The 23,785-nt window shown below is 73.3% G+C and carries 24 protein-coding genes; 22 read left to right on the top strand and 2 right to left on the bottom strand.

The window, feature by feature from the left end:
• Positions 1-64 precede the first annotated feature (64 nt).
• Genes pyrR through DEJ32_RS02290 form a run of 11 tightly spaced genes read left to right on the top strand, consistent with a single transcriptional unit; the run spans position 65 to position 13,470 of the window.
• On the top strand, positions 65-634 hold the full coding sequence (gene pyrR / locus DEJ32_RS02240) for a bifunctional pyr operon transcriptional regulator/uracil phosphoribosyltransferase PyrR (RefSeq protein ID WP_110890808.1): 570 nt from the start codon (positions 65-67) through the stop codon (positions 632-634).
• The gene (locus DEJ32_RS02245; protein ID WP_110890807.1) at positions 631-1,590 is read left to right on the top strand and encodes an aspartate carbamoyltransferase catalytic subunit; all 960 of its coding nucleotides are present in this window, start codon (positions 631-633) and stop codon (positions 1,588-1,590) included. Before pyrR ends, DEJ32_RS02245 begins: the two co-directional genes overlap by 4 nt.
• Positions 1,587-2,942 (top strand): dihydroorotase, encoded by a 1,356-nt coding sequence (locus DEJ32_RS02250; RefSeq protein ID WP_110900183.1) that lies wholly within the window; start codon positions 1,587-1,589, stop codon positions 2,940-2,942. Before DEJ32_RS02245 ends, DEJ32_RS02250 begins: the two co-directional genes overlap by 4 nt.
• Positions 2,939-3,481: a hypothetical protein gene (locus DEJ32_RS02255; RefSeq protein ID WP_110890805.1), complete on the top strand. Its 543-nt coding sequence runs from the start codon at positions 2,939-2,941 to the stop codon at positions 3,479-3,481. The genes DEJ32_RS02250 and DEJ32_RS02255 overlap by 4 nt, the downstream gene beginning before the upstream one ends.
• Positions 3,481-4,695: a glutamine-hydrolyzing carbamoyl-phosphate synthase small subunit gene (gene carA, locus DEJ32_RS02260; RefSeq protein WP_110900184.1), complete on the top strand. Its 1,215-nt coding sequence runs from the start codon at positions 3,481-3,483 to the stop codon at positions 4,693-4,695. The genes DEJ32_RS02255 and carA overlap by 1 nt, the downstream gene beginning before the upstream one ends.
• Positions 4,695-7,973, top strand: a complete 3,279-nt coding sequence (carB, locus tag DEJ32_RS02265) for a carbamoyl-phosphate synthase large subunit (RefSeq protein ID WP_110900185.1) — start codon at positions 4,695-4,697, stop codon at positions 7,971-7,973. The genes carA and carB overlap by 1 nt, the downstream gene beginning before the upstream one ends.
• Positions 7,970-8,830 carry an orotidine-5'-phosphate decarboxylase gene (pyrF, locus tag DEJ32_RS02270; protein ID WP_110891507.1) on the top strand — a complete coding sequence of 287 codons (861 nt, stop codon included), beginning with the start codon at positions 7,970-7,972 and terminating at the stop codon, positions 8,828-8,830. Before carB ends, pyrF begins: the two co-directional genes overlap by 4 nt.
• On the top strand, positions 8,827-9,789 hold the full coding sequence (gmk, locus tag DEJ32_RS02275) for a guanylate kinase (protein WP_110825062.1): 963 nt from the start codon (positions 8,827-8,829) through the stop codon (positions 9,787-9,789). Before pyrF ends, gmk begins: the two co-directional genes overlap by 4 nt.
• Before the next feature lie 29 nt (positions 9,790-9,818).
• On the top strand, positions 9,819-10,082 hold the full coding sequence (rpoZ, locus tag DEJ32_RS02280; RefSeq protein ID WP_110825061.1) for a DNA-directed RNA polymerase subunit omega: 264 nt from the start codon (positions 9,819-9,821) through the stop codon (positions 10,080-10,082).
• Positions 10,083-10,087: 5 nt separating this feature from the next.
• Complete coding sequence (metK, locus tag DEJ32_RS02285; RefSeq protein WP_110900186.1) at positions 10,088-11,299, top strand: methionine adenosyltransferase; 1,212 nt, start codon at positions 10,088-10,090, stop codon at positions 11,297-11,299.
• An 8-nt stretch (positions 11,300-11,307) separates the two neighbouring features.
• On the top strand, positions 11,308-13,470 hold the full coding sequence (locus DEJ32_RS02290; RefSeq protein ID WP_110900187.1) for a primosomal protein N': 2,163 nt from the start codon (positions 11,308-11,310) through the stop codon (positions 13,468-13,470).
• Positions 13,471-13,614: 144 nt separating this feature from the next.
• Here the strand turns inward: DEJ32_RS02290 and DEJ32_RS02295 are convergent, their stop codons facing one another.
• Complete coding sequence (locus DEJ32_RS02295; protein ID WP_110825058.1) at positions 13,615-14,091, bottom strand: DUF4383 domain-containing protein; 477 nt, start codon at positions 14,089-14,091, stop codon at positions 13,615-13,617.
• 119 nt (positions 14,092-14,210) lie between these two features.
• Positions 14,211-14,537 (bottom strand): hypothetical protein, encoded by a 327-nt coding sequence (locus DEJ32_RS02300; RefSeq protein ID WP_110825057.1) that lies wholly within the window; start codon positions 14,535-14,537, stop codon positions 14,211-14,213.
• A gap of 126 nt (positions 14,538-14,663) precedes the next feature.
• Between DEJ32_RS02300 and fmt the strand changes: the two genes are divergently transcribed.
• The 11 genes from fmt to trpC all read left to right on the top strand — a co-directional run bounded on the left by fmt (position 14,664) and on the right by trpC (position 23,769).
• On the top strand, positions 14,664-15,602 hold the full coding sequence (fmt, locus tag DEJ32_RS02305) for a methionyl-tRNA formyltransferase (protein WP_110900188.1): 939 nt from the start codon (positions 14,664-14,666) through the stop codon (positions 15,600-15,602).
• The gene (locus DEJ32_RS02310; RefSeq protein ID WP_110900189.1) at positions 15,599-17,233 is read left to right on the top strand and encodes an RsmB/NOP family class I SAM-dependent RNA methyltransferase; all 1,635 of its coding nucleotides are present in this window, start codon (positions 15,599-15,601) and stop codon (positions 17,231-17,233) included. The genes fmt and DEJ32_RS02310 overlap by 4 nt, the downstream gene beginning before the upstream one ends.
• Before the next feature lie 23 nt (positions 17,234-17,256).
• Positions 17,257-17,922: a ribulose-phosphate 3-epimerase gene (gene rpe / locus DEJ32_RS02315; protein WP_110900190.1), complete on the top strand. Its 666-nt coding sequence runs from the start codon at positions 17,257-17,259 to the stop codon at positions 17,920-17,922.
• A 9-nt stretch (positions 17,923-17,931) separates the two neighbouring features.
• On the top strand, positions 17,932-18,195 hold the full coding sequence (locus DEJ32_RS02320; RefSeq protein WP_058742152.1) for a phosphoribosyl-ATP diphosphatase: 264 nt from the start codon (positions 17,932-17,934) through the stop codon (positions 18,193-18,195).
• Positions 18,196-18,257: 62 nt separating this feature from the next.
• Positions 18,258-19,097: an ATP phosphoribosyltransferase gene (gene hisG / locus DEJ32_RS02325; protein WP_110900191.1), complete on the top strand. Its 840-nt coding sequence runs from the start codon at positions 18,258-18,260 to the stop codon at positions 19,095-19,097.
• Positions 19,094-19,885, top strand: a complete 792-nt coding sequence (gene hisF / locus DEJ32_RS02330) for an imidazole glycerol phosphate synthase subunit HisF (protein ID WP_258365882.1) — start codon at positions 19,094-19,096, stop codon at positions 19,883-19,885. The genes hisG and hisF overlap by 4 nt, the downstream gene beginning before the upstream one ends.
• Positions 19,886-19,974: 89 nt before the next feature.
• Complete coding sequence (gene hisI / locus DEJ32_RS02335; protein WP_110891294.1) at positions 19,975-20,403, top strand: phosphoribosyl-AMP cyclohydrolase; 429 nt, start codon at positions 19,975-19,977, stop codon at positions 20,401-20,403.
• Positions 20,400-21,932, top strand: a complete 1,533-nt coding sequence (locus DEJ32_RS02340; protein WP_110900192.1) for an anthranilate synthase component I — start codon at positions 20,400-20,402, stop codon at positions 21,930-21,932. The genes hisI and DEJ32_RS02340 overlap by 4 nt, the downstream gene beginning before the upstream one ends.
• Positions 21,929-22,741, top strand: a complete 813-nt coding sequence (locus DEJ32_RS02345) for a Trp biosynthesis-associated membrane protein (RefSeq protein ID WP_110900193.1) — start codon at positions 21,929-21,931, stop codon at positions 22,739-22,741. The genes DEJ32_RS02340 and DEJ32_RS02345 overlap by 4 nt, the downstream gene beginning before the upstream one ends.
• Positions 22,728-22,967, top strand: coding sequence for a DUF6704 family protein (locus DEJ32_RS02350; RefSeq protein WP_110825049.1), 240 nt, complete (start codon positions 22,728-22,730; stop codon positions 22,965-22,967). The genes DEJ32_RS02345 and DEJ32_RS02350 overlap by 14 nt, the downstream gene beginning before the upstream one ends.
• Before the next feature lie 4 nt (positions 22,968-22,971).
• A complete protein-coding gene (trpC, locus tag DEJ32_RS02355; RefSeq protein WP_110891291.1) occupies positions 22,972-23,769 on the top strand; it encodes an indole-3-glycerol phosphate synthase TrpC in 798 nt (265 codons plus the stop codon).
• Positions 23,770-23,785: the final 16 nt, after the last annotated feature.

The following is a 23,785-nucleotide window of genomic DNA, read 5'->3' on the forward strand; positions in this document are numbered from 1 at the left end:
CAGCATCCTTTGATGCCGTCCAGTGAGGCGGGGGTCGTCCAGAGAGACGAGAAAGGAGGTCGGCGTGGGCACCAGAACGGTCCTGCAGCAGTCCGACATCACGCGTGCCCTGACACGCATCGCACACGAGATCCTCGAGGCCAACCACGGCGGCTCGGACCTCGTGCTGCTCGGCATCCCGACCCGCGGGGCCGTCCTCGCCGAGCGCCTGGGTCGGGTCCTCGCCGACATCGAGCCCGGGTGGGAGTCCGCGTCCGGCGGCATCGGCACCGAGCGCGTCGGAGCACTCGACGTGACGATGTACCGCGACGACCTCGGTCGGGGCATCGGTCGGTCCCCGCACCGGACGGTCATCCCCGCCGGCGGCGTCGACGGCAAGGTCGTCGTCCTCGTCGACGACGTCCTCTACTCCGGCCGGACGGTCCGCGCAGCGCTCGACGCCCTGCAGGGCATCGGCCGACCACGCGCCGTCCGCCTGGCGGTCCTCGTCGACCGGGGCCACCGCGAGCTGCCGATCCGGGCCGACCACGTCGGCAAGAACCTGCCGACCGCGGGCGACGAGCGGGTCTCGCTGCACCTGACCGAGACCGACGGCATCGACGAGGTCGTCATCGAGCAGGGCGGTGCGGCATGAGGCACCTGCTCTCGACCGCGGACCTGTCGCGGGAGGAAGCCGTCCGCATCCTCGACGTCGCCGAGGAGATGGCGGAGGTGAACACGCGCGAGGTCCGGAAGCTGCCGGCGTTGCGCGGCCGGACGGTCGTCAACCTGTTCTTCGAGGACTCGACCCGCACGCGGATCTCGTTCGAGGCGGCCGCCAAGCGCCTCTCCGCGGACGTCATCAACTTCGCCGCGAAGGGCTCGAGCGTCTCGAAGGGCGAATCGCTCAAGGACACCGTGCAGACCCTCGACGCGATGGGCATCGACGGCATCGTCATCCGCCACGGGGCGTCCGGCGCCCCGCGCGTCCTGGCCGAGGCCGACTGGATCGATGTGCCGGTCGTGAACGCCGGCGACGGTACCCACGAGCACCCCACGCAGGCGCTCCTCGACGCGTTCACGATGCGCCGCCGGCTGCACGGCACGGCGAGCCGCGGGCAGGGCCTCGACGGCGTCCGCGTGCTCATCGTCGGCGACGTCCTGCACAGCCGCGTGGCCCGCAGCAACGCCTGGCTGCTCCGGACCCTCGGCGCCCACGTCACGTTCGCCGCGCCGCCGACGCTGCTGCCCGCGGTGGACCGCCCCTTCGGCGCCGCGGTCCAGCACGACCTCGACGCCGCACTGGCCGAGGACCCGGACGTCGTGATGACCCTGCGCATCCAGCAGGAGCGGATGAACGACGCCTTCTTCCCGAACCCGCGCGAGTACACCCGCCACTTCGGGCTCACCGCCGCGCGCTTCGCCCGGCTGCCCGAGCGCACGCTCGTGATGCACCCCGGCCCGATGAACCGCGGGCTCGAGATCGCCGGCGCGGCCGCCGACGACGCCCGCTCCACCGTGGTCGAGCAGGTCGCGAACGGCGTCTCGGTCCGGATGGCCGTGCTCTACCTCGCCCTCACCGGTGACCACCAGAAGGAGACCGTCGCATGACCGCACACCTCATCCGCGGCGCGCAGCTGGTCGACGGCACCCGCGCCGACATCCGCCTGGAGGGTCGGCTCGTCACCGCGGTCGGGTCCGGTCTCGACACGGCCGGTGCCACGGTCGTCGACGCCGACGGGCTGCTCGCCCTGCCCGGTCTCGTCGACCTGCACACCCACCTGCGCGAACCCGGCCACGAGGAGTCCGAGACCGTGCTGTCCGGCTCACGGGCCGCCGCTGCCGGCGGGTTCACCGCGGTGAACGCGATGGCGAACTCCTCGCCGGTCGCCGACACCGCCGGGGTGGTCGAGCAGGTGCAGGCGCTCGGGGACGACGCCGGCTACGTCACGGTCCGGCCGATCGGCGCCGTGTCGCAGGGTCTGCAGGGCACGCACCTGTCCGAGATCGGCGCGATGGCGACCTCGCGCGCGGCCGTCCGGGTGTTCTCCGACGACGGTTCCTGCGTCGCCGACCCGCTGCTCATGCGGCGTGCGCTCGAGTACATCAAGGGCTTCGGCGGGGTGCTCGCGCAGCACGCCCAGGAACCCCGTCTGACCATCGGCGCGCAGATGAACGAGGGCCGGCTGTCCTCCGAGCTCGGCCTCGCCGGATGGCCCGCCGTGGCCGAGGAGTCGATCATCGCGCGCGACGTCCTGCTCGCCGACCACGTCGGTGCCCGGCTGCACGTCTGCCACGTCTCGACGGCGGGCAGCGTCGAGGTGATCCGTTGGGCCAAGTCCCGCGGGATCGACGTCACGGCGGAGGTCACCCCGCACCACCTCGTCCTGACCGAGGACCTCATCGCGGGCCACGACGGTGCGCCCGGGTACGACGCCCGCTACAAGGTCAACCCGCCCCTCCGCAGTCGTGAGGACGTCGACGCGCTCCGCGCGGCCCTCGCCGACGGCACGATCGACATCGTCGCCACCGACCACGCGCCGCACCCGGCCGAGGCGAAGCACTGCGAGTGGCCGGCCGCCGCGAACGGCATGGTCGGGCTCGAGTCGGCGCTCAGCGTCGTGCACGCCGCCGTGGTGGCCGACGGACGCCTCGACTGGGCCGACGTCGCCCGGGTGCTCTCGAGCGCGCCGGCCCGGATCGGCCAGGTCGCCGGCCACGGGCACGCGATCGCCGAGGGCGCCCCGGCCGAGGTCACGCTGTACGACCCGGCCGCCGTGCGCGAGTTCTCGGTCGACGACCTGCACGGACAGTCGCGGAACTCGCCGTACCTCGGCATGCGCCTGCCCGGTCGGGTGGTCGCCACGTTCCACCACGGCATGCCCACCGTCCTCGACGGGGAGTTGCTCGACGCCGGGACGGTCGCGGCACGGGCCGCGCACGAGCGGGCGGCGACCGCATGAGCGGTGACACGGCGCGCTGGCTGCTCGGCGGGGTGATCCTGCTCGCGGTGGCGGCGCTGTTCGTCGCGATGGCCCGCACGTGGCGGACGCGCAGCCGACGGCAGGCGGAGGCCGTGCCTCCCGTCCCGGTCCCAGCGGACCCCGGGCCCGTGGTCGGGTCGTGGGACGGGTTCACCGTCGCGACGACCCGCGCCGACGAGCCGCTCGAACGCATCACGGCCGGCGGCCTCGGGTTCCGCGGCCGCGGCGGTGTGACGGTCCACCGGTCCGGCGTCGTGCTGCACCACGCCGGCACGGACGACCGCTGGATCGCCCGGAGCGCGGTGCGCGGTGCCGACCGGGCCACGTGGGCCATCGACCGGGTGGTCGAGCCCGGGGGACTGGTCCGACTGCGATGGACGGCGACCGGCGCCGCAGCTGCGACGGACCTCGACACCTACTTCCGGTTCCCCCAGGGCGACGCGGACGCGCTCCGCGCGCTGCAGGGACCGGCGACGACGAACGACTCCCCGCACACCGCGGGCGAAGGGACGAACTGATGACACGCGAACGGGCCGTACTGGTCCTCGAGGACGGCACCCGGTACGACGGCTGGGCCTACGGCGCCCGCGGGCGCACGCTCGGCGAGGTGGTCTTCGCGACCGGCATGACCGGCTACCAGGAGACGCTCACCGACCCGTCGTACGCGGGCCAGATCGTGGTGCAGACGGCACCGCACATCGGCAACACGGGGGTGAACGACGAGGACCCCGAGTCCCGGCGCATCTGGGTCGCCGGGTACGTCGTGCGCGACCCCAGCCGGGTGGTGTCGAACCACCGGGCCAACGCCTCGCTCGACGAGCACCTCGTGCGCGACGGCATCGTCGGCATCTCCGGGATCGACACCCGGGCCCTGACCCGGCGCATCCGCGACGCCGGCGCGATGAAGGGCGGTGTCTTCAGTGGGGCCGACGCGACGCTCGACGCCGACGAGCAGCTCCGGATCGTCACCGAGCAGACCGGCATGACGGGCAAGAACCTGTCCGCCGAGGTCTCCACGGCCGAGGAGTACGTGGTCGCGCCGGTCGGGGAGCGGGTCGGCACGCTGGCCGTCCTCGACCTCGGCGTCAAGGCGTCCACCACGCGGTACCTGTCCGAGCGCGGCTTCGAGGTGCACGTGCTGCCGCAGGACGTCACCGTCGAGCGGCTCCGCGAGCTCGACCCCGACGCGCTGTTCTACTCGAACGGCCCCGGCGACCCGGCCGCCTCCGACGCCCAGGTGTCGCTCCTGCAGGACAGCCTGCGCGACGGCCGACCGTTCTTCGGCATCTGCTTCGGCAACCAGCTGCTCGGCCGCGCGCTCGGCTTCGGCACCTACAAGCTGCCGTTCGGCCACCGCGGGATCAACCAGCCGGTGCTCGACACCACGACCGGCAAGGTGGAGATCACGAGCCAGAACCACGGCTTCGCGGTCGACGCCCCGGTCGGGGAGACCCTCGAGTCGCCGGTCGGTTTCGGCCGGGTCGAGGTGTCGCACTACTCGCTGAACGACAACGTCGTCGAGGGCCTCCGCGCGCTCGACATCCCCGCGTTCAGTGTGCAGTACCACCCCGAGGCGGCCGCCGGACCGCACGACAGCATGTACCTGTTCGACCGCTTCCGGGACATGGTCCTCGCCCGACGACAGGGGGAGCCGCTCGACGCGGCCACCGCCGACGCGACCACCCCCGCCGCCGACGTCACGACCGCCGACACCACGAAGGAGGGCAACTGATGCCCAAGCGCTCCGACATCAGCTCCGTCCTGGTCATCGGCTCCGGTCCGATCGTCATCGGGCAGGCCGCCGAGTTCGACTACTCCGGCACCCAGGCGTGCCGCGTCCTGCGCGCCGAGGGCGTCCGGGTCATCCTCGTGAACCCGAACCCGGCGACGATCATGACCGACCCGGACTTCGCCGACGCGACGTACATCGAGCCGATCACGAACGCCTCGCTCGAGGAGATCATCCGCATCGAGCAGCCCGACGCGGTCCTGCCGACGCTCGGCGGGCAGACCGCCCTGAACGCCGCGATCGCGCTCGACGAGGCCGGCATCCTCGAGAAGCACGGCGTCGAGCTCATCGGCGCGAAGGTCGACGCCATCCAGCGCGGTGAGGACCGACAGCTCTTCAAGGAGCTCGTCCTCGAGTCGGGCGCGGACGTCGCCCGCAGCCACATCGCGCACACGCTCGAGGAGGCGAAGGAGTTCGCGCAGGACCTCGGCTACCCGCTCGTGGTCCGGCCCTCCTTCACGATGGGCGGGCTCGGCTCGGGCTTCGCCTACAACGAGGAGGAGCTCGTCCGCTTCGTCGGCGACGGCCTGCAGTCGTCCCCGACGACGGAGGTCCTGCTCGAGGAGTCGATCCTCGGCTGGAAGGAGTACGAGCTCGAGCTGATGCGGGACAACGCCGACAACACGGTCGTCATCTGCTCGATCGAGAACGTCGACCCGGTCGGCGTGCACACCGGTGACTCGATCACGGTCGCCCCCGCGCTCACGCTGACCGACCGCGAGTACCAGAACATGCGGAACATCGGCATCGACATCATCCGTCGGGTGGGTGTCGACACCGGCGGCTGCAACATCCAGTTCGCGGTCGACCCCTCGAACGGTCGCGTGATCGTCATCGAGATGAACCCCCGCGTCTCCCGCTCGTCGGCCCTCGCGTCGAAGGCGACGGGCTTCCCGATCGCCAAGATCGCCGCGAAGCTCGCCATCGGGTACCGGCTCGACGAGATCCAGAACGACATCACGCAGGTCACCCCGGCGAGCTTCGAGCCGACGCTGGACTACGTCGTCGTGAAGACCCCGCGCTTCGCGTTCGAGAAGTTCCCCGCCGCCGACGCGACGCTCACCACGACGATGAAGAGCGTCGGCGAGGCGATGGCCATCGGCCGCAACTACGCCACCGCGCTGCAGAAGTCGCTCCGGTCGCTCGAGAAGCGCGGGTCGAGCTTCCACTGGGACGTCCCGGCGGACCAGCTCGACAAGGCCGCCCTGCTCGAGAAGTCGCGCATCCCGACGGACGGCCGGATCGTCACGGTCCAGCAGGCCCTCGTCGCCGGCGCCACCACGGCGGAGGTCTTCGACGCCACCGGCATCGACCCCTGGTTCATCGACCAGATCGTCCTCATCAACGAGGTCGCGGCCGAGGTCCGGGACGCCGCGACGCTCGACGCCGACACGGTCCGCTGGGCGAAGGAGCACGGCTTCAGCGACGTGCAGATCGCCGCGCTCCGGGGCATCACCGAGCAGGAGGCCCGCGACCAGCGGCACGCGCTCGGCATCCGGCCGGTGTTCAAGACCGTCGACACCTGCGCGGGCGAATTCCCCGCCCTGACGCCGTACCACTACTCGTCCTACGACACCGAGACCGAGGTCGCCCCGAGCGACCGCAAGAAGGTCGTCATCCTCGGCTCCGGCCCGAACCGCATCGGCCAGGGGGTCGAGTTCGACTACTCCTGCGTGCACGCGTCCTTCGCGCTGAGCGACGCCGGGTTCGAGACGATCATGGTGAACTGCAACCCGGAGACGGTCTCGACCGACTACGACACCTCGGACCGCCTGTACTTCGAGCCGCTCACGGCCGAGGACGTCCTCGAGGTCATCGAGGCCGAGCAGGCGTCCGGGCAGGTGGTGGGCGTCGTCGTGCAGCTCGGCGGGCAGACCGCGCTGGGCCTGGCGAAGCCGCTCGAGGCCGCGGGCATCCCGATCCTCGGCACGAGCCCGGACGCCATCGACCTCGCCGAGGAGCGCGGGGCCTTCTCCCGCATCCTCGACGACGCCGGCCTCCTCGCCCCGAAGAACGGCACCGCCCACGACCTGGCGAGCGCGACCACCGTCGCCGAGGGCATCGGCTACCCGGTGCTCGTCCGCCCGTCCTTCGTGCTCGGTGGGCGCGGCATGGAGATCGTCTACGACTCCGCCGCCCTCGCCGACTACTTCGACCGGATGGCCGACGAGGCGATCATCGGCCCGGACCTGCCGCTGCTGGTCGACCGCTTCCTCGACGACGCGGTGGAGATCGACATCGACGCGCTGTACGACGGCGAGCGGCTGTACGTCGGCGGCATCATGGAGCACATCGAGGAGGCCGGGATCCACTCCGGTGACTCGTCCTGCACCCTGCCCCCGGTCGGCCTCGGTCGCGCCGAGATCCAGGCCGTCGTGGACGCGACCGAGGAGATCGCGCGGGGCGTCGGCGTCCGCGGTCTGCTGAACGTGCAGTTCGCGATCGGTGCGGGCGTGCTCTACGTCCTCGAGGCGAACCCGCGTGCCAGCCGCACGGTGCCGTTCGTGTCGAAGGCACTGGGCATCGCCCTGGCGAAGGCCGCCGCGCGCATCATGACCGGCTCGACGATCGACGGGTTGGTCGACGAGGGGATGCTGCCCGCCCGCGACGGCGCGTTCGTCCCGGCGCAGGCGCCGGTCGCCGTCAAGGAGGCCGTGCTCCCGTTCCGGCGCTTCCGCACCGCCGACGGGCAGGTCGTCGACTCCGTGCTCAGCCCGGAGATGCGCTCGACCGGCGAGGTCATGGGCATCGACCGCGACTTCCCGCGGGCGTTCCTGAAGAGCCAGGAGGCCGCGTACGGCGGGCTCCCGACCAGCGGCACGGTCTTCGTGAGCGTCGCCGACACGGACAAGCGCGCCATCGTCCTGCCGGTGCACCGCCTGCAGCAGCTCGGGTTCCGGATCATCGCGACCGAGGGCACCGCCGAGGTGCTCCGCCGCAACGGCATCCTGGTCGGCACGGTCGGCAAGTACAGCCAGGGGCAGGAGAGCGTCGTCGACCTGCTCGCCCGCAACGAGGTCGACATCGTCATCAACACGCCGAGCGGTGCCTCGGGTCGTGCGGACGGGTACGAGATCCGTGCGGCCACCGTGGCGGCCGACAAGCCGCTGTTCACGACGATCTCGCAGCTCGGCGCGGCGGTCGCGGCGATCGAGACGATCGGGACGCCGCACAGCGTCCGCAGCCTGCAGGACTACGCGCTCGAGCGGGCCGGGTGGTGACGCCGTTCGGCGTCCGGCTCGCGGCCGCCATCGACGCGCGCTCGGCCCTGTGCGTCGGGATCGACCCCCACGCCGCCACGCTGGCGGCGTGGGGGCTCGGCCGCGACGAGGAGGGCCTCACGGCGTTCGGCGCCACCCTCGTCGACGCGGCCGCGGGCCGTGCGGCCGTCGTGAAGCCGCAGGTCGCGTTCTTCGAGGCCGCCGGGGCGGCCGGGTTCCGGGCGCTCGAGGCGACGATCCGTCGGGCGCGGGACGCGGGCCTCCTGGTCGTGGCCGACGTGAAGCGCGGCGACATCGGGTCCACCGGGGACGACTACGCGCTCGCCTGGCTGGACCGCGACGGGCCGTTCGCGGCGGACGCGATGACCGTGTCGCCGTACCTGGGGTACGCCTCGCTCGCCGGGACGATCCGCGTCGCCCGTGCGCACGGAGCGGGTGTGTTCGTGCTCGCCGCGACGAGCAACCCGGAGGCACGCGTGCTCCAGACGGCGGTGGTGGCCGAGGGGCCGCGTGCCGGTCGGACCGTGGCGGCCGGTATCGTCGTGGACGTGGCAGACGAGAACCGGACGACGGCCGACCAGGCCCTGGGGGACGTCGGGCTCGTGCTCGGCGCGACGCTCGACCTCGACGACTTCGGCATCACCGCCGACGACATCGGCGCGGCGCCGGTGCTCGCGCCCGGGTTCGGCGCGCAGGGCGCACGCATCGAGGACCTCCGCGGGCTGTACGGCAGCCGTGCCGAGCAGGTCCTGGTGAACGAATCGCGCGGCCTGCTCGTCGACGGTCCGGACGCCGTCGCCGGCCTGGTGGCGGACCGCGCGGAGCGGATCGCCCGCGCCCTGGCGGTGGCCGCGTGACCGAGCAGACCGGGGCAGCGCCCGACACGTCCACCGACGACCGCGCCGAGCTCCCCGCGCACCGGAACCCGCCGGAGGTCGACCGTGTCGCGGCCGCGAAGGCCGCCGTCGCCGCACGACGAGCACGTGCCGCCGTCAAGGCCGCGGTGGCGTCGGGGGAGCGGTCGCCGCTCGAGGTCGCCAAAGCCGCGTGGTCGGAGGACGAGTCGGTCGTCGCGGCGACCGCCGCCGAGCGGTCGCTCCGGGTGCGGGACCTCCTCACGAGCCTGCCCGGTGTCGGTCCGGCCCGAGCCGAGGCCGTGATGGGCGCCCTCCGCATCGCGCCGTCCAAGCGCCTGGGCGGCCTCGGCAGTCGACAGCGCACCGAACTCGCGGACTGGTTGGCGGCACGTGGGCGCAAGCGGGGGGCCTCGAAGCTCGTCGTGCTCGCGGGGCCGACCGCGGTCGGGAAGGGCACCGTCAGCGCGCACATCCGCGAGCAGTACCCCGAGGTGAACCTCAGCGTCTCCGCGACGACCCGCAAGCCCCGCCCGGGCGAGGTCGACGGCGTGCACTACTACTTCGTCGACGACGCCGAGTTCGACCGGATGATCCGCGACCGCGAACTGCTCGAGTACGCCACCGTGCACAACTCGTACCGGTACGGCACCCCGCGGCCGCCGATCGACCGTGCGCTCGACGCCGGCGAGAAGGTCATGCTCGAGATCGACCTGCAGGGTGCCCGGCAGGTGCGGGACGCCATGCCCGAGGCGGTGCTCGTGTTCCTGCTGCCGCCGACCTGGGACGAACTCGTCCGACGGCTCATCGGCCGCGGCACCGAGTCCGCCGAGGAGCAGGCCCGGCGGCTCGAGACCGCGAAGGTGGAGCTCGCCGCGCAGGACGAGTTCGACGTGCGGATCGTGAACTCGGATGTCAGCACGGCGGCACGCGAGGTCGTAGACTTGTTCTCTGCGCCCTGACGGGTGCACCGACGACGAGGAGCAACCCCATGGCCAACCCCCAGGGCATCATCGACCCGCCCATCGACGACCTGCTCAGCAAGGTCGAGTCGAAGTACGCGCTCGTGATCTTCGCCTCCAAGCGCGCCCGCCAGATCAACGACTACTACGCCGACCTGCACGAGGGCTCGCTCTTCGACAACGTCGGTCCGCTCGTCGACTCGACGATCGACGACAAGCCGCTCTCGGTCGCGCTCCACGAGATCAACGAGGACAAGCTGACCGTCACCAAGCAGCAGCAGCCCACCGTCTGATCCCGGTGACGAGCGCACTCCGTCTCTTCACGTCGGAATCGGTGACCGAAGGCCACCCCGACAAGATCTGCGACCAGATCTCGGACGCCATCCTGGACGCCCTGCTCACGGTCGACCCGCACGCCCGGGTCGCCGTCGAGACGATGGTGACGACCGGGCTCGTGCACGTCGCCGGCGAGGTCACCACCTCCGGCTACGTCGAGATCCCGCAGCTGGTCCGTGACGTCATCACGGGCATCGGCTACGACTCCTCCGACGTGAGCTTCGACGGCCGTACCTGTGGCGTCGAGATCTCGATCGGAGCGCAGTCGCCCGACATCGCGCAGGGCGTCGACGAGTCGCTCGACACCCGCTCGGGTGCCGGGGTGGACCCGCTCGACCGCCAGGGCGCGGGCGACCAGGGCATCATGTTCGGCTTCGCGACGAACGAGACGCCCGAGTACATGCCCGTCGCCATCTGGCTCGCACACCGCCTGGCGGAGAAGCTCGCAGCGGTCCGCAAGTCCGGTGAGCTGACGTACCTGCGCCCGGACGGCAAGACCCAGGTCACGGTCGGGTACGACGGCGTCACGCCGAAGACCGTCGAGACCGTGGTGCTGTCGACGCAGCACGCGCCGAGCGTCACGCTCGAGCAGCTGACGGCCGACATCACCGAGCACGTCATTCGTCCGGTCCTCGACCTGGTGGACCTCGACTCGTCCCGTGTGGACGTCATCGTGAACCCGACCGGTCGGTTCGAGATCGGCGGGCCCCAGGGCGACGCCGGCCTGACCGGGCGCAAGGTGATCGTCGACACCTACGGTGGGGCCTCGCGGCACGGCGGTGGCGCGTTCAGCGGCAAGGACCCCTCGAAGGTGGACCGCTCGGCGGCGTACGCCCTGCGCTGGGTCGCCAAGAACGCCGTCGCGGCGGGACTCGCCGACCGGCTCGAGGTGCAGGTCGCCTACGCGATCGGTCGCGCCAAGCCGGTCGGTCTGTACGTCGAGTCCTTCGGCACCGGCCACGTCGACGACGCCACGATCGAAGCCGCGATCACCGAGGTGTTCGACCTCCGACCGGCCGCGATCATCCGCGACCTCGACCTGCTCACGCCGAAGTACGCGCAGACGGCGACCTACGGGCACTTCGGTCGCGACCTGCCCGGCTTCACCTGGGAGCAGCTCGACCGCGTCGAGGAGCTCCGCACCGCGGCAGGACTCGTCCCCGCCACCGCCTGAGGCCCTCCGTGGCCACCGTCGCGCGCGTCGTCCTCGACTCGCCGCTCCCGCAGCTCGACCGTCTGTTCGACTACCGGGTGCCGGCCGAGTTCGAGGACGACTGCGTGCCGGGGGTCCGCGTGAAGGTGCCGCTGCGCTCCGGTGCGCGCATGACCGACGCCTACGTGGTCGAGGTCGTGTCGGACGACGCCCTGTCCCCGGAGCACGACTTCCCGGGGGAACTCAGCGTCATCGAGGAACTCGTGAGCCCGGTGCCGGTGCTCGCGCCCGAGGTCTGGCGACTCGCGCGGGCGGTGGCCGACCGTGCCGCCGGGGTCGCGAGTGACGTGCTGCGGCTCGCGGTGCCGACCCGGCAGGTCCGGCCCGAGAAGGCCTGGCTCGAGCGGGACCCGGAGCACGTCCCGCCGGCGGTCGGGGCGGTCCCGGTCACCGGGTACGCGGACGGCGCGCTCGAGGCCGTCATCGACGCCGGTGGCCGTGCGGCGGTCAGTGCCGTCCCGCACCCGGTGCTGCTCGCGGCACCGGCACCGGCACCGGCACCGGCACCGGCACCGACGCCCGCGACGGAGCCAGACGTCGACGCTGACGCTGACGCTGACGCCGACGCTGACGCCGGCGCTGACGCCGACCCGACAGCGGACGGCCCTGCTCCCGCCGACGGCGGTCCGCACCCGGTCGCCGCAGACGCGCCCGACGGCGTCTGGGTGCCGGGCTGGGCCGCCACCCTGGCCCAGGCCGCGGCGCACACCCTGGCGGGCGAGCGTTCCGCCGTGCTCGCCGTCCCCGACTTCCGGGACGTCGCCGACCTCGAGCGTGCGCTGCACGTCCTCGTGCCGCCGGAGCGGGTCGTCCGCTTCGACGCCAAGCAGACGAACGGGCAGCGGGCCCGCGCGCTCCTGACCGCCCGGACCCACCCCGTGGTGGCGATCGGCAGCCGGGCCGCCGTGTACGCCCCGGCCGCCGAGCTCGGGCTCATCGCGCTGTGGGACGACGGCGACCCGTCCTTCGCCGAGCAGCGTGCACCGTACGTGCACACCCGGGACGTCGCCCTCGTGCGGACCGCGCAGTCGGGCGCGGCGCTGCTCATGCTCTCGCACGCCCGGAGCACCGACGTGCAGCGGCTCGTCGAGCTCGGCTGGTTGCAGGAGTTCGCTCCGCACCGGGTCCGGGTGCCGAAGGTCGTGCCGACGGCGCACCAGACGAACGCCGACGGGTACGCCGCGCAGGCCCGGATCCCGAGCAGCGCGTGGCGGGCGGCCCGCGAGGCGAGTCGTGAGGGTCCGGTCCTCGTCCAGGTGTCGAACCCCGGGTTCGGGACGGGACTGGTCTGCTCCGAGTGCGGGGAGCGCGCGCACTGCCGGGTCTGCGGCGGCCCGCTCGGCAGTCCACACGCGGGGTCGACCCCGCAGTGCCGGTTCTGCGGTGCCCTCGCCGCCGGCTACCGCTGCCCGACGTGCGGCAACGGCACGCTCAAGCCGGTCGGCCAGGGGGCGCAGCGCACCGCCGACGAACTCGGCCGGGCCTTCCCGAACACCCGCATCGTCGTCGCCGACGGGTCCCGCCCGATCGACGAGGTCCCGGCGCGTCCCGCCGTCGTCGTCGCGACCCGCGGAGCCGAGCCGGACGTCGCCGGCGGGTACGCGTGCGTCCTGCTCCTCGACGGCGAGCGGATGCTCGCGCGGGAGGGGCTCCGGGTGCAGGAGGACGTCCTGCGCGTGTGGGCGAACGCCGCGGCCAAGGGCGCGCCCGGTGCTCCGGTCTACCTGGTCGGGATCGGCGGGAAGCTCGCGAACGCGATGGCACTCTGGCGGCTCGACCTGCCTGCGCACGACGAGTTGACCGACCGCCGCGAGCTGTTCTTCCCGCCGGCCGTCCGGGTCGCGACCCTCACCGGCACCGACGAGGCCGTCACCGGCGCGGTCGAGGCACTCGGCGACGCTCCGGTGGGGCCCGTCCTCGGGCCCGTCCCGGTGGAGGACCCGACGCCGGGCACGGTCCGCGCGATCGTGCGGTTCCCGTACGGACACGGCGCCGAGGTCGCGGCGACGCTCAAGGCGGAGGTGATCCGGCGCTCCTCGACACGACGGGTCGTCGCCGGTGGCACGAAGCGGCGGGCGGTCCCGGCGCTCCGGGTCCGGATGGACGACGCCGAACCCTTCTCCGAGGTCTGACCCGCGCTGCACGGGTCCCGCGCTGCACGGGCCCCGCGCTGTACGGGCCCACGCGCTGTTCGCGCCCTCCGCGCTGTGCGGCCCGGACGGACGGGAGGCCCGTGGCGATCCCGCCACGGGCCTCCCGTCCGTCACCGACGCGGATCAGCGAGCAGTGCGCTCCGCACCGACCGGTGCGCGACGGCCGCGGGACAGCACGACGCCGAGCGCGACCATGCCGATCGCGAGGACGAGGTGCAGCCAGTTGTCGGCCGAGTTGAGCGGCACGAAGTTCGCCGCGCTGTCGCTGTTCGCGGTGAAGAGGCCGTAGATCCAGAGGACGAAGTACACGACGCCGCCGATCACCAGGTAGAACCGGGACCCGCTGGCACGACGTGCTGCGAGGACCCCGACGACACCGAACAGCAGGTGGACGATGTTGTGCAGCACCGACACCTGGAAGATGCCGAGCAGCATGCCCATGGAGTCGTTGCCGGCGCCGCCCAGGTCACCGGTCGTGAGGCCGGGGACGAAGCCGGCGAGGCCGACGAGCAGGAAGACGATCCCGACGACGAGGGCGCCCTTCTGGACGGGCGTCTCGGCGAAGCTGGTGGGAGCGGGGGTGGACAGTCGGTCTGACATGGTCGTTCCTTTCAGCGGATTGCCTGTGACCGTACCCGTGCGATGACGGGGACGTCCGGAGGTGCCGCGGACCCTCGTCCCGGGGACGGAGCGGCCGACGGGACCTCCGGCTGCCGGGCTCAGCGCGGCTGGGCGGGGTTGGTCGGGTCGCCGTGCGACGGCGGGTTGACCACCGGGCCGGAGGTCGCGGGCGTGACGGCGGGCGAGGCGGTGCCCTGCTGGACCTCGGGCAGGTGCTCGGGCACCGTCCCGGTCGGCTCGGCGCCGGCGTCGAGGGCTGCGATGCGGGAGGTCAGCACCTGCACGACCGGCAGTCGGTCACCGTGGCCCCGTTCGTGGTCGAGCAGGGTCTGCAGTTGGTCGCGGTCGAGCGGGCGGACGTGTTCGGCGAGGTTGCCGAGCGGGAGGTGGTCGAAGTCGGGCAGGGGCAGTGCGTCGCTGGTCATGGTGGTCCTTCCGTCGAGGTGCCAGCGACCGTAGGCAGGACCGCCTCCGCACACACCCAGTCCCGGCGCGGACCGGGCGCGACCTCGGCCGCCCGTCCGGTCCGGGTCTCGTGGGAGACTGGTCCGATGCGTCTCGTCGTCGCCGGCAGCCCCGCTGCCGCGGTCCCCACCCTCCGCGCTCTGGCGGCGTCCGACCACGAGATCGCGGCGGTGCTCACCCGGCCGCCGACGCCGCAGGGACGGAAGCGCGTGCTCACCCCCACGCCGGTCGCGCAGGTCGCGTCGGAGCTCGGGCTCCCGGTGATCGAGGCCGCCCGCGTGGACGACGAGGTGACCGCCCGGATCGCGGACCTGGACGTCGACCTCGGCGTGATCGTCGCGTACGGGGCGCTGCTCCGCCGTCCGGCCCTCGACGCCCCGCGGCTCGGATGGGTGAACCTGCACTTCTCGGACCTCCCGGCGTACCGCGGCGCCGCCCCGGTGCAGCGCGCCGTGATGGCCGGTGAGACGACCACCGCGGCGACGGTGTTCCAGCTCGTCGAGGCCCTGGACGCCGGCCCGGTCTTCGCGACCGAGCCGTTCACGATCGATCCCGAGGCGACGTCGGGCGACGTCCTCAGCGCGATGGCCGAGCGCGGCGCGGAGCTCGTCGTCCGGGTCGTCGACGACCTCGCTGCCGGGACCGCGGTCGCCGCCGACCAGGTCGGCGAGCCGACGACGGCGCCGAAGCTGACGCTCGAGGACGGCCGCACCGACTTCGCAGCCCCCGCCGCCGTCGTGCACGCACGACTCCGCGGGGTCACCCCCGAGCCCGGCGCGTTCGCGCTGCTCGGCGAGACCCGGGTCAAGCTGCTCCGGGCGGGCCGGGTCGGGCCGGGCGGCGCGGGGGAGACCGCCCCGCGTCCCGCCCCCGGTGCGCTCCGACTGGTGGACGGTGTGCTGCTGGTCGGCACGGCGGACGAGCCGCTCGTGCTCCGCGAGGTGCAGCCGGCCGGCAAGAAGGCGATGGACGCCGCGGCCTGGGCCCGCGGGCTCGGTCCGCTCGACGGGAAGGTGTTCGCATGAGCGCGGGACAGGCACGGCCGCGGGGCCGACAGGGGAGCGGTGACGAGGGTCGGCGCAGCGGCGGACCCGGTGCCGGCGGACGTCGGACCGGGGGTCGCCCCCAGACAGCCCGCCAGGTCAGCGCCCGCCGGGTCGCGTTCGACGTGCTCCGTGCCGTGCAGGTCGACGACGCCTACGCGAACCTCCTGCTGCCGACCCGCATCCGCCGCGCCGGGTTGAGCGCCCGCGACGCCGGCTTCGCGACCGAGCTGACCTACGGCACCATCCGGATGATCGGCCGGTACGACGCCGTCGTCGCCCTGGCCTCCGGACGTCGCGCGGACCTCGTCGAGGCCGACGTGCTCGACGTGATGCGCCTCGGCGTCCACCAGCTGCTCGCCATGCGGACGCCGACCCACGCGGCCGTGTCCGCGACGGTCGAACTCGCCCGAGAGGTCGGGGTCGCCCGGGCGACCGGCTTCGTCAACGCCGTGATGCGGAAGGTCGCCGCGAAGACCCCGGAGGAGTGGGACGCCCTGGTGACGGCGGGCCTCGGTGGCGAGGCACTGCTCGCGACGCGGTGGTCGCACCCGGTCTGGGTCGTGTCGGCGTTCCGTGACGCCCTCGCCGCCGAGCGCTCCCGCGACGAACTCGTCGCACTCCTGGCGGCCGACAACGAGGCGCCCCGGGTCCAGCTCGCGGCACTGCCCGGCGTCGCCACCGCGGAGGACGTCGAGCAGGCGACCGCGCGCGCCACGGGTGACGGCGACGCCTCCGGGGACGGGCCTCCCGTCGGTCCCGCCGACGACGACACGACCGGCGACCACGCTGGCGGCGCCGCCGCCGCCGCCGACGCCGACATCGCCGGTGGCGACACCGCGCCCGCGACCGCACCGGTCGCGCCCGACCTGCCCGTCTCACCGGTCGGCATCCGCGGGGTCGCCGGCGACCCGGCACGCGTCCCCGGCGTCGCGGCTGGGCGCCTCCGCGTGCAGGACGAGGGCTCGCAGCTCGCCGCCCTCGCGCTCTCCCGGTCCTCCGAGGTCCGGCCCGGCGAGCGGTGGCTCGACCTCTGCGCCGGTCCCGGCGGCAAGGCGGCGCTCCTGGCGGCCGAGGCCGCGCAGGCCGGGGCGACCCTCGTCGCGAACGAGCTCGTCCCCGCCCGGGTGGGACTCGTCCGGGAGGCCCTCCGCGACTTCCGCGACACCGTCACGGTGGTCGAGGGCGACGGCCGTCGCTTCGGACAGGACGGCTCCGGCGTGCGGTTCGACCGCATCCTGCTCGACGCGCCGTGCACCGGGCTCGGTGCGCTGCGCCGCCGTCCGGAGGCCCGCTGGCGCAAGCAGCCCGAGGACGTCGCCGAGCTGGCCGTCCTGCAGGAGGAACTGCTCGAGGCCGCGGTCCGGGTCCTCGCACCGGGCGGCACGCTCGCCTACGTGACCTGCTCGCCGCACCTGGCGGAGACCCGCGGACAGGTCGACGCCCTGATGCGCCGCCACGGGCACGAGCTCGAGCAGCTCGACACGGCGTCCGTGGTCCGGTCGGTGGCCGCTCGTGACCCCCGGGTCGCGGACGGCCGGACGGTGCAGCTCTGGCCGCACCGCATCGGCACCGACGCGATGTTCATCGCACTCGTGCGCCGAACGGCCTGAACCGCGGCCGGTAGGCTCGACGGGTGACGATCCGCATCTCGCCGAGCATCCTGTCCGCCGACTTCGCGAACCTCGAGCGCGAGCTCCAGCGCATCGGGACCGCCGACATGGTGCACGTCGACGTCATGGACAACCACTTCGTGCCGAACCTGACGCTCGGGCTGCCGATCGTGCAGCGCCTGCAGCAGGTCTCGCCGGTCCCGCTCGACGTCCACCTCATGATCACCGACGCCGACACCGAGGCACCGAAGTACGCCGAGACCGGCGCGGCCAGCGTGACGTTCCACTTCGAGGCGGCGACCGACCCCGTGGCCACCGCCGCGGCGATCCGGTCGAACGGGGCCCGTGCCGCCGTCGCCCTGAAGCCCGGCACGCCGGTGACCCAGGTGCTGCACCACCTCGACGCCTACGACATGGTCCTGCTCATGACCGTCGAGCCGGGGTTCGGCGGGCAGTCGTTCATGCCCGAGGTGATGCCGAAGCTCGCCGACGCCCGGGCGGCGGTCGACGCGTCGGGGCTCGACGTCTGGCTCGAGGTCGACGGCGGCATCGCGGTCGACACCGTGCCCCAGGCCGTGCGGAGCGGTGCCGACACCCTGGTCGCCGGCTCCGCGGTGTACGGCGGGGAGCCGGCAGCGCGCATCGCCGATCTCCGGGCGGCGGCGCAGCGTGCCCTCGCGGACCGGTAGCCTGGGAGCGTGAAGACGTTCGACGACCTGTTCGCGGAGCTGACCGAGAAGGCGCGGACGCGCCCGGAGGGCTCCGGCACCGTCGCCGAACTGGATGCCGGCGTGCACCAGATCGGCAAGAAGATCGTGGAAGAGGCCGCCGAGGTCTGGATGGCGGCCGAGTACGAGGGCGACGAGCGCACCTCGGAGGAGATCTCGCAGCTCGTGTACCACCTGCAGGTGCTCATGGTCGCGAAGGGCCTCACTCCGGCGGACGTCTGGCGACATCTGTAGGGAGCGCTGGTCCAGCGCACCGCAGAACCGTCACCGACCCTCCTCCAGGAAGCAGACCCCTGATGCTCCGCATCGCCGTGCCCAACAAGGGCTCCCTGTCCGAGACCGCCTCCGAGATGCTCCGGGAGGCCGGGTACGCCGGTCGCCGTGACCCGAAGGCGCTGCACCTGCTCGACGAGCGCAACGGGGTGGAGTTCTTCTTCCTGCGGCCGCGCGACATCGCGACCTACGTCGGCTCGGGCGCGCTCGACGTCGGCGTCACCGGCCGTGACCTGCTGCTCGACTCCGGCTCGGCCGCGCACGAGGTCGACGCGCTCGGGTTCGCCGACTCCACCTTCCGGTTCGCCGGGGCCCCCGGTCGCTACGCCACGCTGCAGGACCTCGAGGGCGTCCGGGTCGCGACGAGCTACCCCGGACTCGTCGGCGAGTTCCTCGCGCGGCACGGCGTGACCGCGACGCTCGTGAAGCTCGACGGCGCCGTGGAGAGCGCGGTCCGCCTCGGTGTCGCCGACGCGGTCGCGGACGTCGTGTCCACCGGCAGCACGCTCCGCGCCGCGGGCCTCGAGATCTTCGGTCCGGTCATCCTCGAGTCCACCGCGGTCCTCATCACCACGGACGAGACCATCGCCGGGATCGACGTCCTCCGCCGCCGCCTGCAGGGCGTGCTGGTCGCCCGCGGGTACGTCATGCTCGACTACGACATCCCGTCCGAGCTGCTCGAACGAGCGACGCCGATCGCCTCGGGCATCGAGTCACCGACCGTCTCACCGCTGCACGACCGCGACTGGTCCGCGGTCCGGGTGATGATCCCGCGCGAGGACGCGAACCTCATCATGGACGCGCTCTACGACCTCGGCGCGCGGGCCATCCTCGTCAGCCCGATCCACGCCGCACGCCTGTGACCGACGCGCCCGTCGCGACCGCCCTCGGCGGCGTGTCCGTCCGTGTCATCCCGTGCCTGGACGTGTCCGGCGGCCGGGTCGTCAAGGGCGTCAACTTCCTCGACCTGCAGGACGCCGGCGACCCGGTCGAGCTGGCCGCCCGCTACTACGAGCAGGGCGCGGACGAACTGACCTTCCTGGACGTCGGGGCGACGGTCGAGAACCGCGCGACGATGTGGGACACCGTCACCCGCACCGCCGAGCAGGTGTTCATCCCGCTCACCGTCGGGGGTGGTGTCCGGAGCGTCGACGACGTCTCGCGGCTGCAGCAGTGCGGTGCGGACAAGATCGGCGTGAACAGCGCCGCGATCGCCCGGCCCGAGCTCGTCACCGAGATCGCCGACCGGTTCGGCTCGCAGGCGGTCGTGCTCTCGCTCGACGTCAAGCGCTCCGCCCGCACCGCCTCGGGCTTCGTCGTCACGACCCACGGCGGCCGCACCGAGACCGACATCGACGCGATCGCCTGGGCGCGCGACGCGGTCGAGCGCGGCGCGGGCGAGCTCCTCGTCAACTCGATCGACGCGGACGGCACGAAGAACGGGTTCGACCTCGAGCTCGTCACCGCGGTCCGCGCGGTGTCCTCGGTGCCGGTCATCGCCTCGGGAGGCGCGGGACGCGTCGAGCACTTCGCACCGGCCATCGACGCGGGAGCCGACGCGGTCCTCGCGGCGAGCGTCTTCCACCGTGGCGAGATGACCGTCGGCGACGTCAAGGACGCGCTGCGCGCCACCGGGCACGTCGTCCGCTGAGCCGGCCGGACCGCGCGGGACGGGCCTCCCGGCCGGGTCGGACCGCCGCGCCGGTCGCCGACCGCGCCGGGCCGTAGGCTGGTGGTCTCATGACCGACAGCACCAGCACCAGCACCGGAGCGGTCCTCGACCGCGCGCGCTTCGGTGCGGACGGACTGCTCCCCGCCATCGTGCAGGAGGAATCGTCGAAGGACGTCCTCATGCTCGGCTACATGGACCGGGAGGCCCTCCGCCGCACCCTGACCGAGGGTCGGGTGACCTTCTGGTCGCGGTCCCGGCGCGAGTACTGGCGCAAGGGCGACACGTCCGGGCACGCCCAGTACGTCCGCGGTGCGGCCCTCGACTGCGACGACGACACCCTGCTCGTGACGGTGCACCAGGTGGGGGCCGCCTGCCACACCGGTGCGCACAGCTGCTTCGACGTCGACCCGCTGGACCCGGTGACGGCGTCCGCACCGGCCGACGCGCCGACCGGCCCCGGCGACGCCGCCGAGCCCGCCGCGGGGTCCGACCGGTGAGCGACGCACCCCGCACCACCAGCCGTGCCGACTTCGACCAGCTGGTCGCCGAGGGGCACCGCGTCGTCCCCGTCGTCCGTGCGCTCTTCGCCGACAGCGAGACGCCCGTCGGCGTCTACCGGAAGCTCGCCGACGGACGCCCCGGGTCGTTCCTGCTCGAGTCCGCCGGACAGGGTGGGCTGTGGTCGCGCTGGTCCTTCGTCGGCGTGCGGAGCTTCGGCGTCCTGACGCAGGAGGGTGACCGGGCGGCCTGGATCGACACCGGCCTGTCGGCGGAACGTGCCGTCGGGTCCCTCGACGGCGCTCCGCTGGAGGTCCTCGCCCGCCTGCACGAGCGGTGGGCCACCCCCCGCGTGCCCGGGACCCCGCCGCTCGTCGGCGGCACGGTGGGGTTCATCGGGTGGGAGGCCGTCCGCCAGCTCGAGCACCTGCCCGACGCCCCGCCGGCGGACTTCGACGTGCCCGGCCAGGCGCTGTCCTTCGTCGCCGAGCTGGCCGCGCTCGACCACCGCACCGGGCTCGTGCTGCTCGTCGCGAGCGCTCTGCACGACGGCACGGACGACGCCGACACGCTGTGGTCCGACGCCCAGACCCGAATCGACCGGATGCAGGCCGACCTCGTGCAGCCGAGCGTCGCCACCGTCGCCGAGGCGTTCGACATCGCCGAACCGACCGCACGCTCCCGGTCCACCCGGGAGGAGTACGCGGCGGCGATCGAGCGGTCGAAGCGGTACATCCGCGACGGCGACGTCTTCCAGGTGGTCATCTCGCAGCGGTTCGACCACGACGTGACGGCCGACCCGCTGGACGTCTACCGCGTGCTGCGGACGCTCAACCCGAGCCCGTACATGTACTTCCTGTCCCTGGCGGGCACCGACGGCGAGCCCTTCTGGATCGTCGGCGCGTCGCCGGAGGCGCTCGTGAAGGTCCAGGACGGCCGGGCCATGACGCACCCGATCGCCGGCTCCCGACCCCGCGGTGCCACCACGGAGGAGGACGTCCGCCTGGGCGAGGAACTGCTGCAGGACCCGAAGGAACGGGCCGAGCACCTCATGCTCGTCGACCTGGCCCGCAACGACCTGCAGAAGGTGTGCGAGCCGGGCACGGTCGCGGTGACCGAGTTCATGACGGTCGAACGCTTCAGCCACGTCATGCACCTCGTGTCGAGCGTCGAGGGGGCCGTCCGGCCCGGGGCGTCCGCGATCGACGTGTTCCGCGCGACCTTCCCGGCCGGCACGCTCTCTGGGGCACCGAAGCCGCGCGCACTGCAGATCATCGACGAGCTCGAACCGGCGGCGCGCGGTGCCTACGCGGGCGTCGTCGGCTACTTCGACTTCGCCGGGGACGCCGACGTCGCGATCGCGATCCGCACCGCCCTGATCCAGGACGGCGTCGCCCGGGTGCAGGCCGGGGCCGGGCTCGTCGCCGACTCCGACCCGACGAGCGAGCACCTCGAGTCGGTCAACAAGGCCGCGGCGCCGCTGCGTGCCGTCGCGACCGCGAACCGGATGACCGGGGTGCTCCGGTGAAGCGCTCCCGACCGCTCGTGGTCGTCGTCGGGCTCGCGGTCGCGGGCCTCGTGATGCTCGCGTGGACGCAGACCTGGTTCACCGTGCACCTCGACCACTCCGCGGCGGTCGTGAAGACCGTGGCCGCCGACGGCGCGACGGTCGTGCCGCAGTACACCGCGGTCGCGATCGCGAGCCTCGCGCTGTTCCTCGCGTTGACGATCGCCGGTCGTGTCGTCCGGGTCGTGCTCGCGGTCGTCCAGGTCCTGCTCGGCGTGGCCGTCGTGGTCACCGGGATCTCCGCACTGTCCGACCCGGTGGCCGCCGCACGCAGCGCCGTGGGGTCCGTCGCCGGCGTGAGCGACATCGGCGCCGTCCGGCAGGTCGTCACGCGCGTCGACGTCAGCATCTGGCCCGTGGTGGGGATCACCGGCGGCGTGCTCGCAGCACTCCTCGGCGTCGCCGTGCTCGTCCTGCAGCGGTCCTGGCCCGGTCCGAGCCGGAAGTACGGCGACGTCGCCACGCCCGGGTCGGCGTCGGCAGCGGACCTCTCCGGCTCCCATGCGTCGGACGGCACCGGCACGTCGGACGGCACCGGCACGTCCGACGGCGCCGGCACGTCAGACGGGACCGGCGCCTCCCGGACCGGGTCCAGGGCGCCCGTCGTCCGCGACGCCGTCGTCGACTGGGACGACCTGAGCGCGGGTCTCGACCCGACCGCGGGGGACACTGCCGACGGGCGGGTCCGGACCACGGACGCGGTAGGATCGTCGGAGCGTCGCCCGACCGGCGGCGCCAGCGACAACGAGGAGCACCGTGAGCAACACTGAGCCCGCAGAACTCGGCGAAGGCCACTCGCCGGCGGCCTGGACGGCCGTCGTCATCATGCTGATCGGCTTCGCCGCCGGGACGCTCTTCTTCTGGTTCGACATGGCCTGGGGCGTGTGGGCATCCGCCGCCGTCGTGGTCATCGGTCTCGTCGTCGGCGCGGTCATGGGCAAGGCCGGCTACGGCGTGAACGGCCCGAAGTTCGTCCCCAAGCACCACGGCGAGTGAGCGCGTGCCTGCCGCGCCCTCCGAGAACCTCCTCCTGACCCTCGTCGCCGGCGCGCTCGAGGACGCCGCGGCCCGTCGCCTGGACCGGCCGTACGCGGACGTCGAGCGTGACCTCGACCGGGTCGCGTCCCCGCTCGACGCCCTCACGTTCCTCGCGCCGGGGGACCGCGTCAAGGTCCTCGCCGAGGTCAAGCGGGCCAGCCCGTCCCGCGGGTCGATGGCGCCCATCGAGGACCCCGCGTCGCTCGCCGCCGACTACGAGCGCGGCGGAGCCTCGGCGATCAGCGTCCTGACCGAAGGGCGCAGGTTCCTCGGGTCGCTCGCCGACCTCGAGGCGGTCAAGGCCCGGGTGTCGGTGCCGGTGCTCCGCAAGGACTTCATCGCCGACCCGTACCAGGTGCTGGAAGCGCGTGCGGCGGGGGCCGACCTCGTCCTGCTGATCGTCGCCGCACTCGAGCAGCCCGCCCTGGTCGAGCTGCACGGCCTCGCCGAGGAGCTCGGCATGCGGGTCCTGGTCGAGGCGCACTCGGCGGACGAGGTCTCCCGTGGGCTCGACGCCGGTGCTCGCATCCTGGGTGTCAACGCCCGCGACCTCACCGACTTCTCGCTCGACCGTGACCTGTTCGGCTCGCTCGCCGACCGCATCCCCGACGGGGTCGTGCGCGTCGCCGAGTCCGCCGTGAAGACCCCCGCCGACGTCGCCCACTACCGGTCCGCCGGGGCGGACGTCGTCCTCGTCGGGGAGGCGCTCGTCACCGGCGCCGACCCCGCCGCCACGCTCGCGTCGTTCATCGACGGCTGACAACCCGTCCGGCCCC

The sequence above is a fragment of the Curtobacterium sp. MCPF17_046 genome (assembly GCF_003224295.1).
Classification (GTDB): Bacteria; Actinomycetota; Actinomycetes; order Actinomycetales; family Microbacteriaceae; genus Curtobacterium.

Bases quoted from the DNA above. Each gene is read 5' to 3' on its own strand.
- DEJ32_RS02245 (WP_110890807.1), top strand. From the start codon at position 631: ATGAGGCACCTGCTCTCGACCGCGGACCTGTCGCGGGAGGAAGCCGTC.
- DEJ32_RS02250 (WP_110900183.1), top strand. From the start codon at position 1,587: ATGACCGCACACCTCATCCGCGGCGCGCAGCTGGTCGACGGCACCCGC.
- DEJ32_RS02255 (WP_110890805.1), top strand. From the start codon at position 2,939: ATGAGCGGTGACACGGCGCGCTGGCTGCTCGGCGGGGTGATCCTGCTC.
- carA (WP_110900184.1), top strand. From the start codon at position 3,481: ATGACACGCGAACGGGCCGTACTGGTCCTCGAGGACGGCACCCGGTAC.
- carB (WP_110900185.1), top strand. From the start codon at position 4,695: ATGCCCAAGCGCTCCGACATCAGCTCCGTCCTGGTCATCGGCTCCGGT.
- rpoZ (WP_110825061.1), top strand. From the start codon at position 9,819: ATGGCCAACCCCCAGGGCATCATCGACCCGCCCATCGACGACCTGCTC.
- DEJ32_RS02295 (WP_110825058.1), bottom strand. From the start codon at position 14,091: ATGTCAGACCGACTGTCCACCCCCGCTCCCACCAGCTTCGCCGAGACG.
- DEJ32_RS02300 (WP_110825057.1), bottom strand. From the start codon at position 14,537: ATGACCAGCGACGCACTGCCCCTGCCCGACTTCGACCACCTCCCGCTC.
- fmt (WP_110900188.1), top strand. From the start codon at position 14,664: ATGCGTCTCGTCGTCGCCGGCAGCCCCGCTGCCGCGGTCCCCACCCTC.
- DEJ32_RS02310 (WP_110900189.1), top strand. From the start codon at position 15,599: ATGAGCGCGGGACAGGCACGGCCGCGGGGCCGACAGGGGAGCGGTGAC.
- hisG (WP_110900191.1), top strand. From the start codon at position 18,258: ATGCTCCGCATCGCCGTGCCCAACAAGGGCTCCCTGTCCGAGACCGCC.
- hisI (WP_110891294.1), top strand. From the start codon at position 19,975: ATGACCGACAGCACCAGCACCAGCACCGGAGCGGTCCTCGACCGCGCG.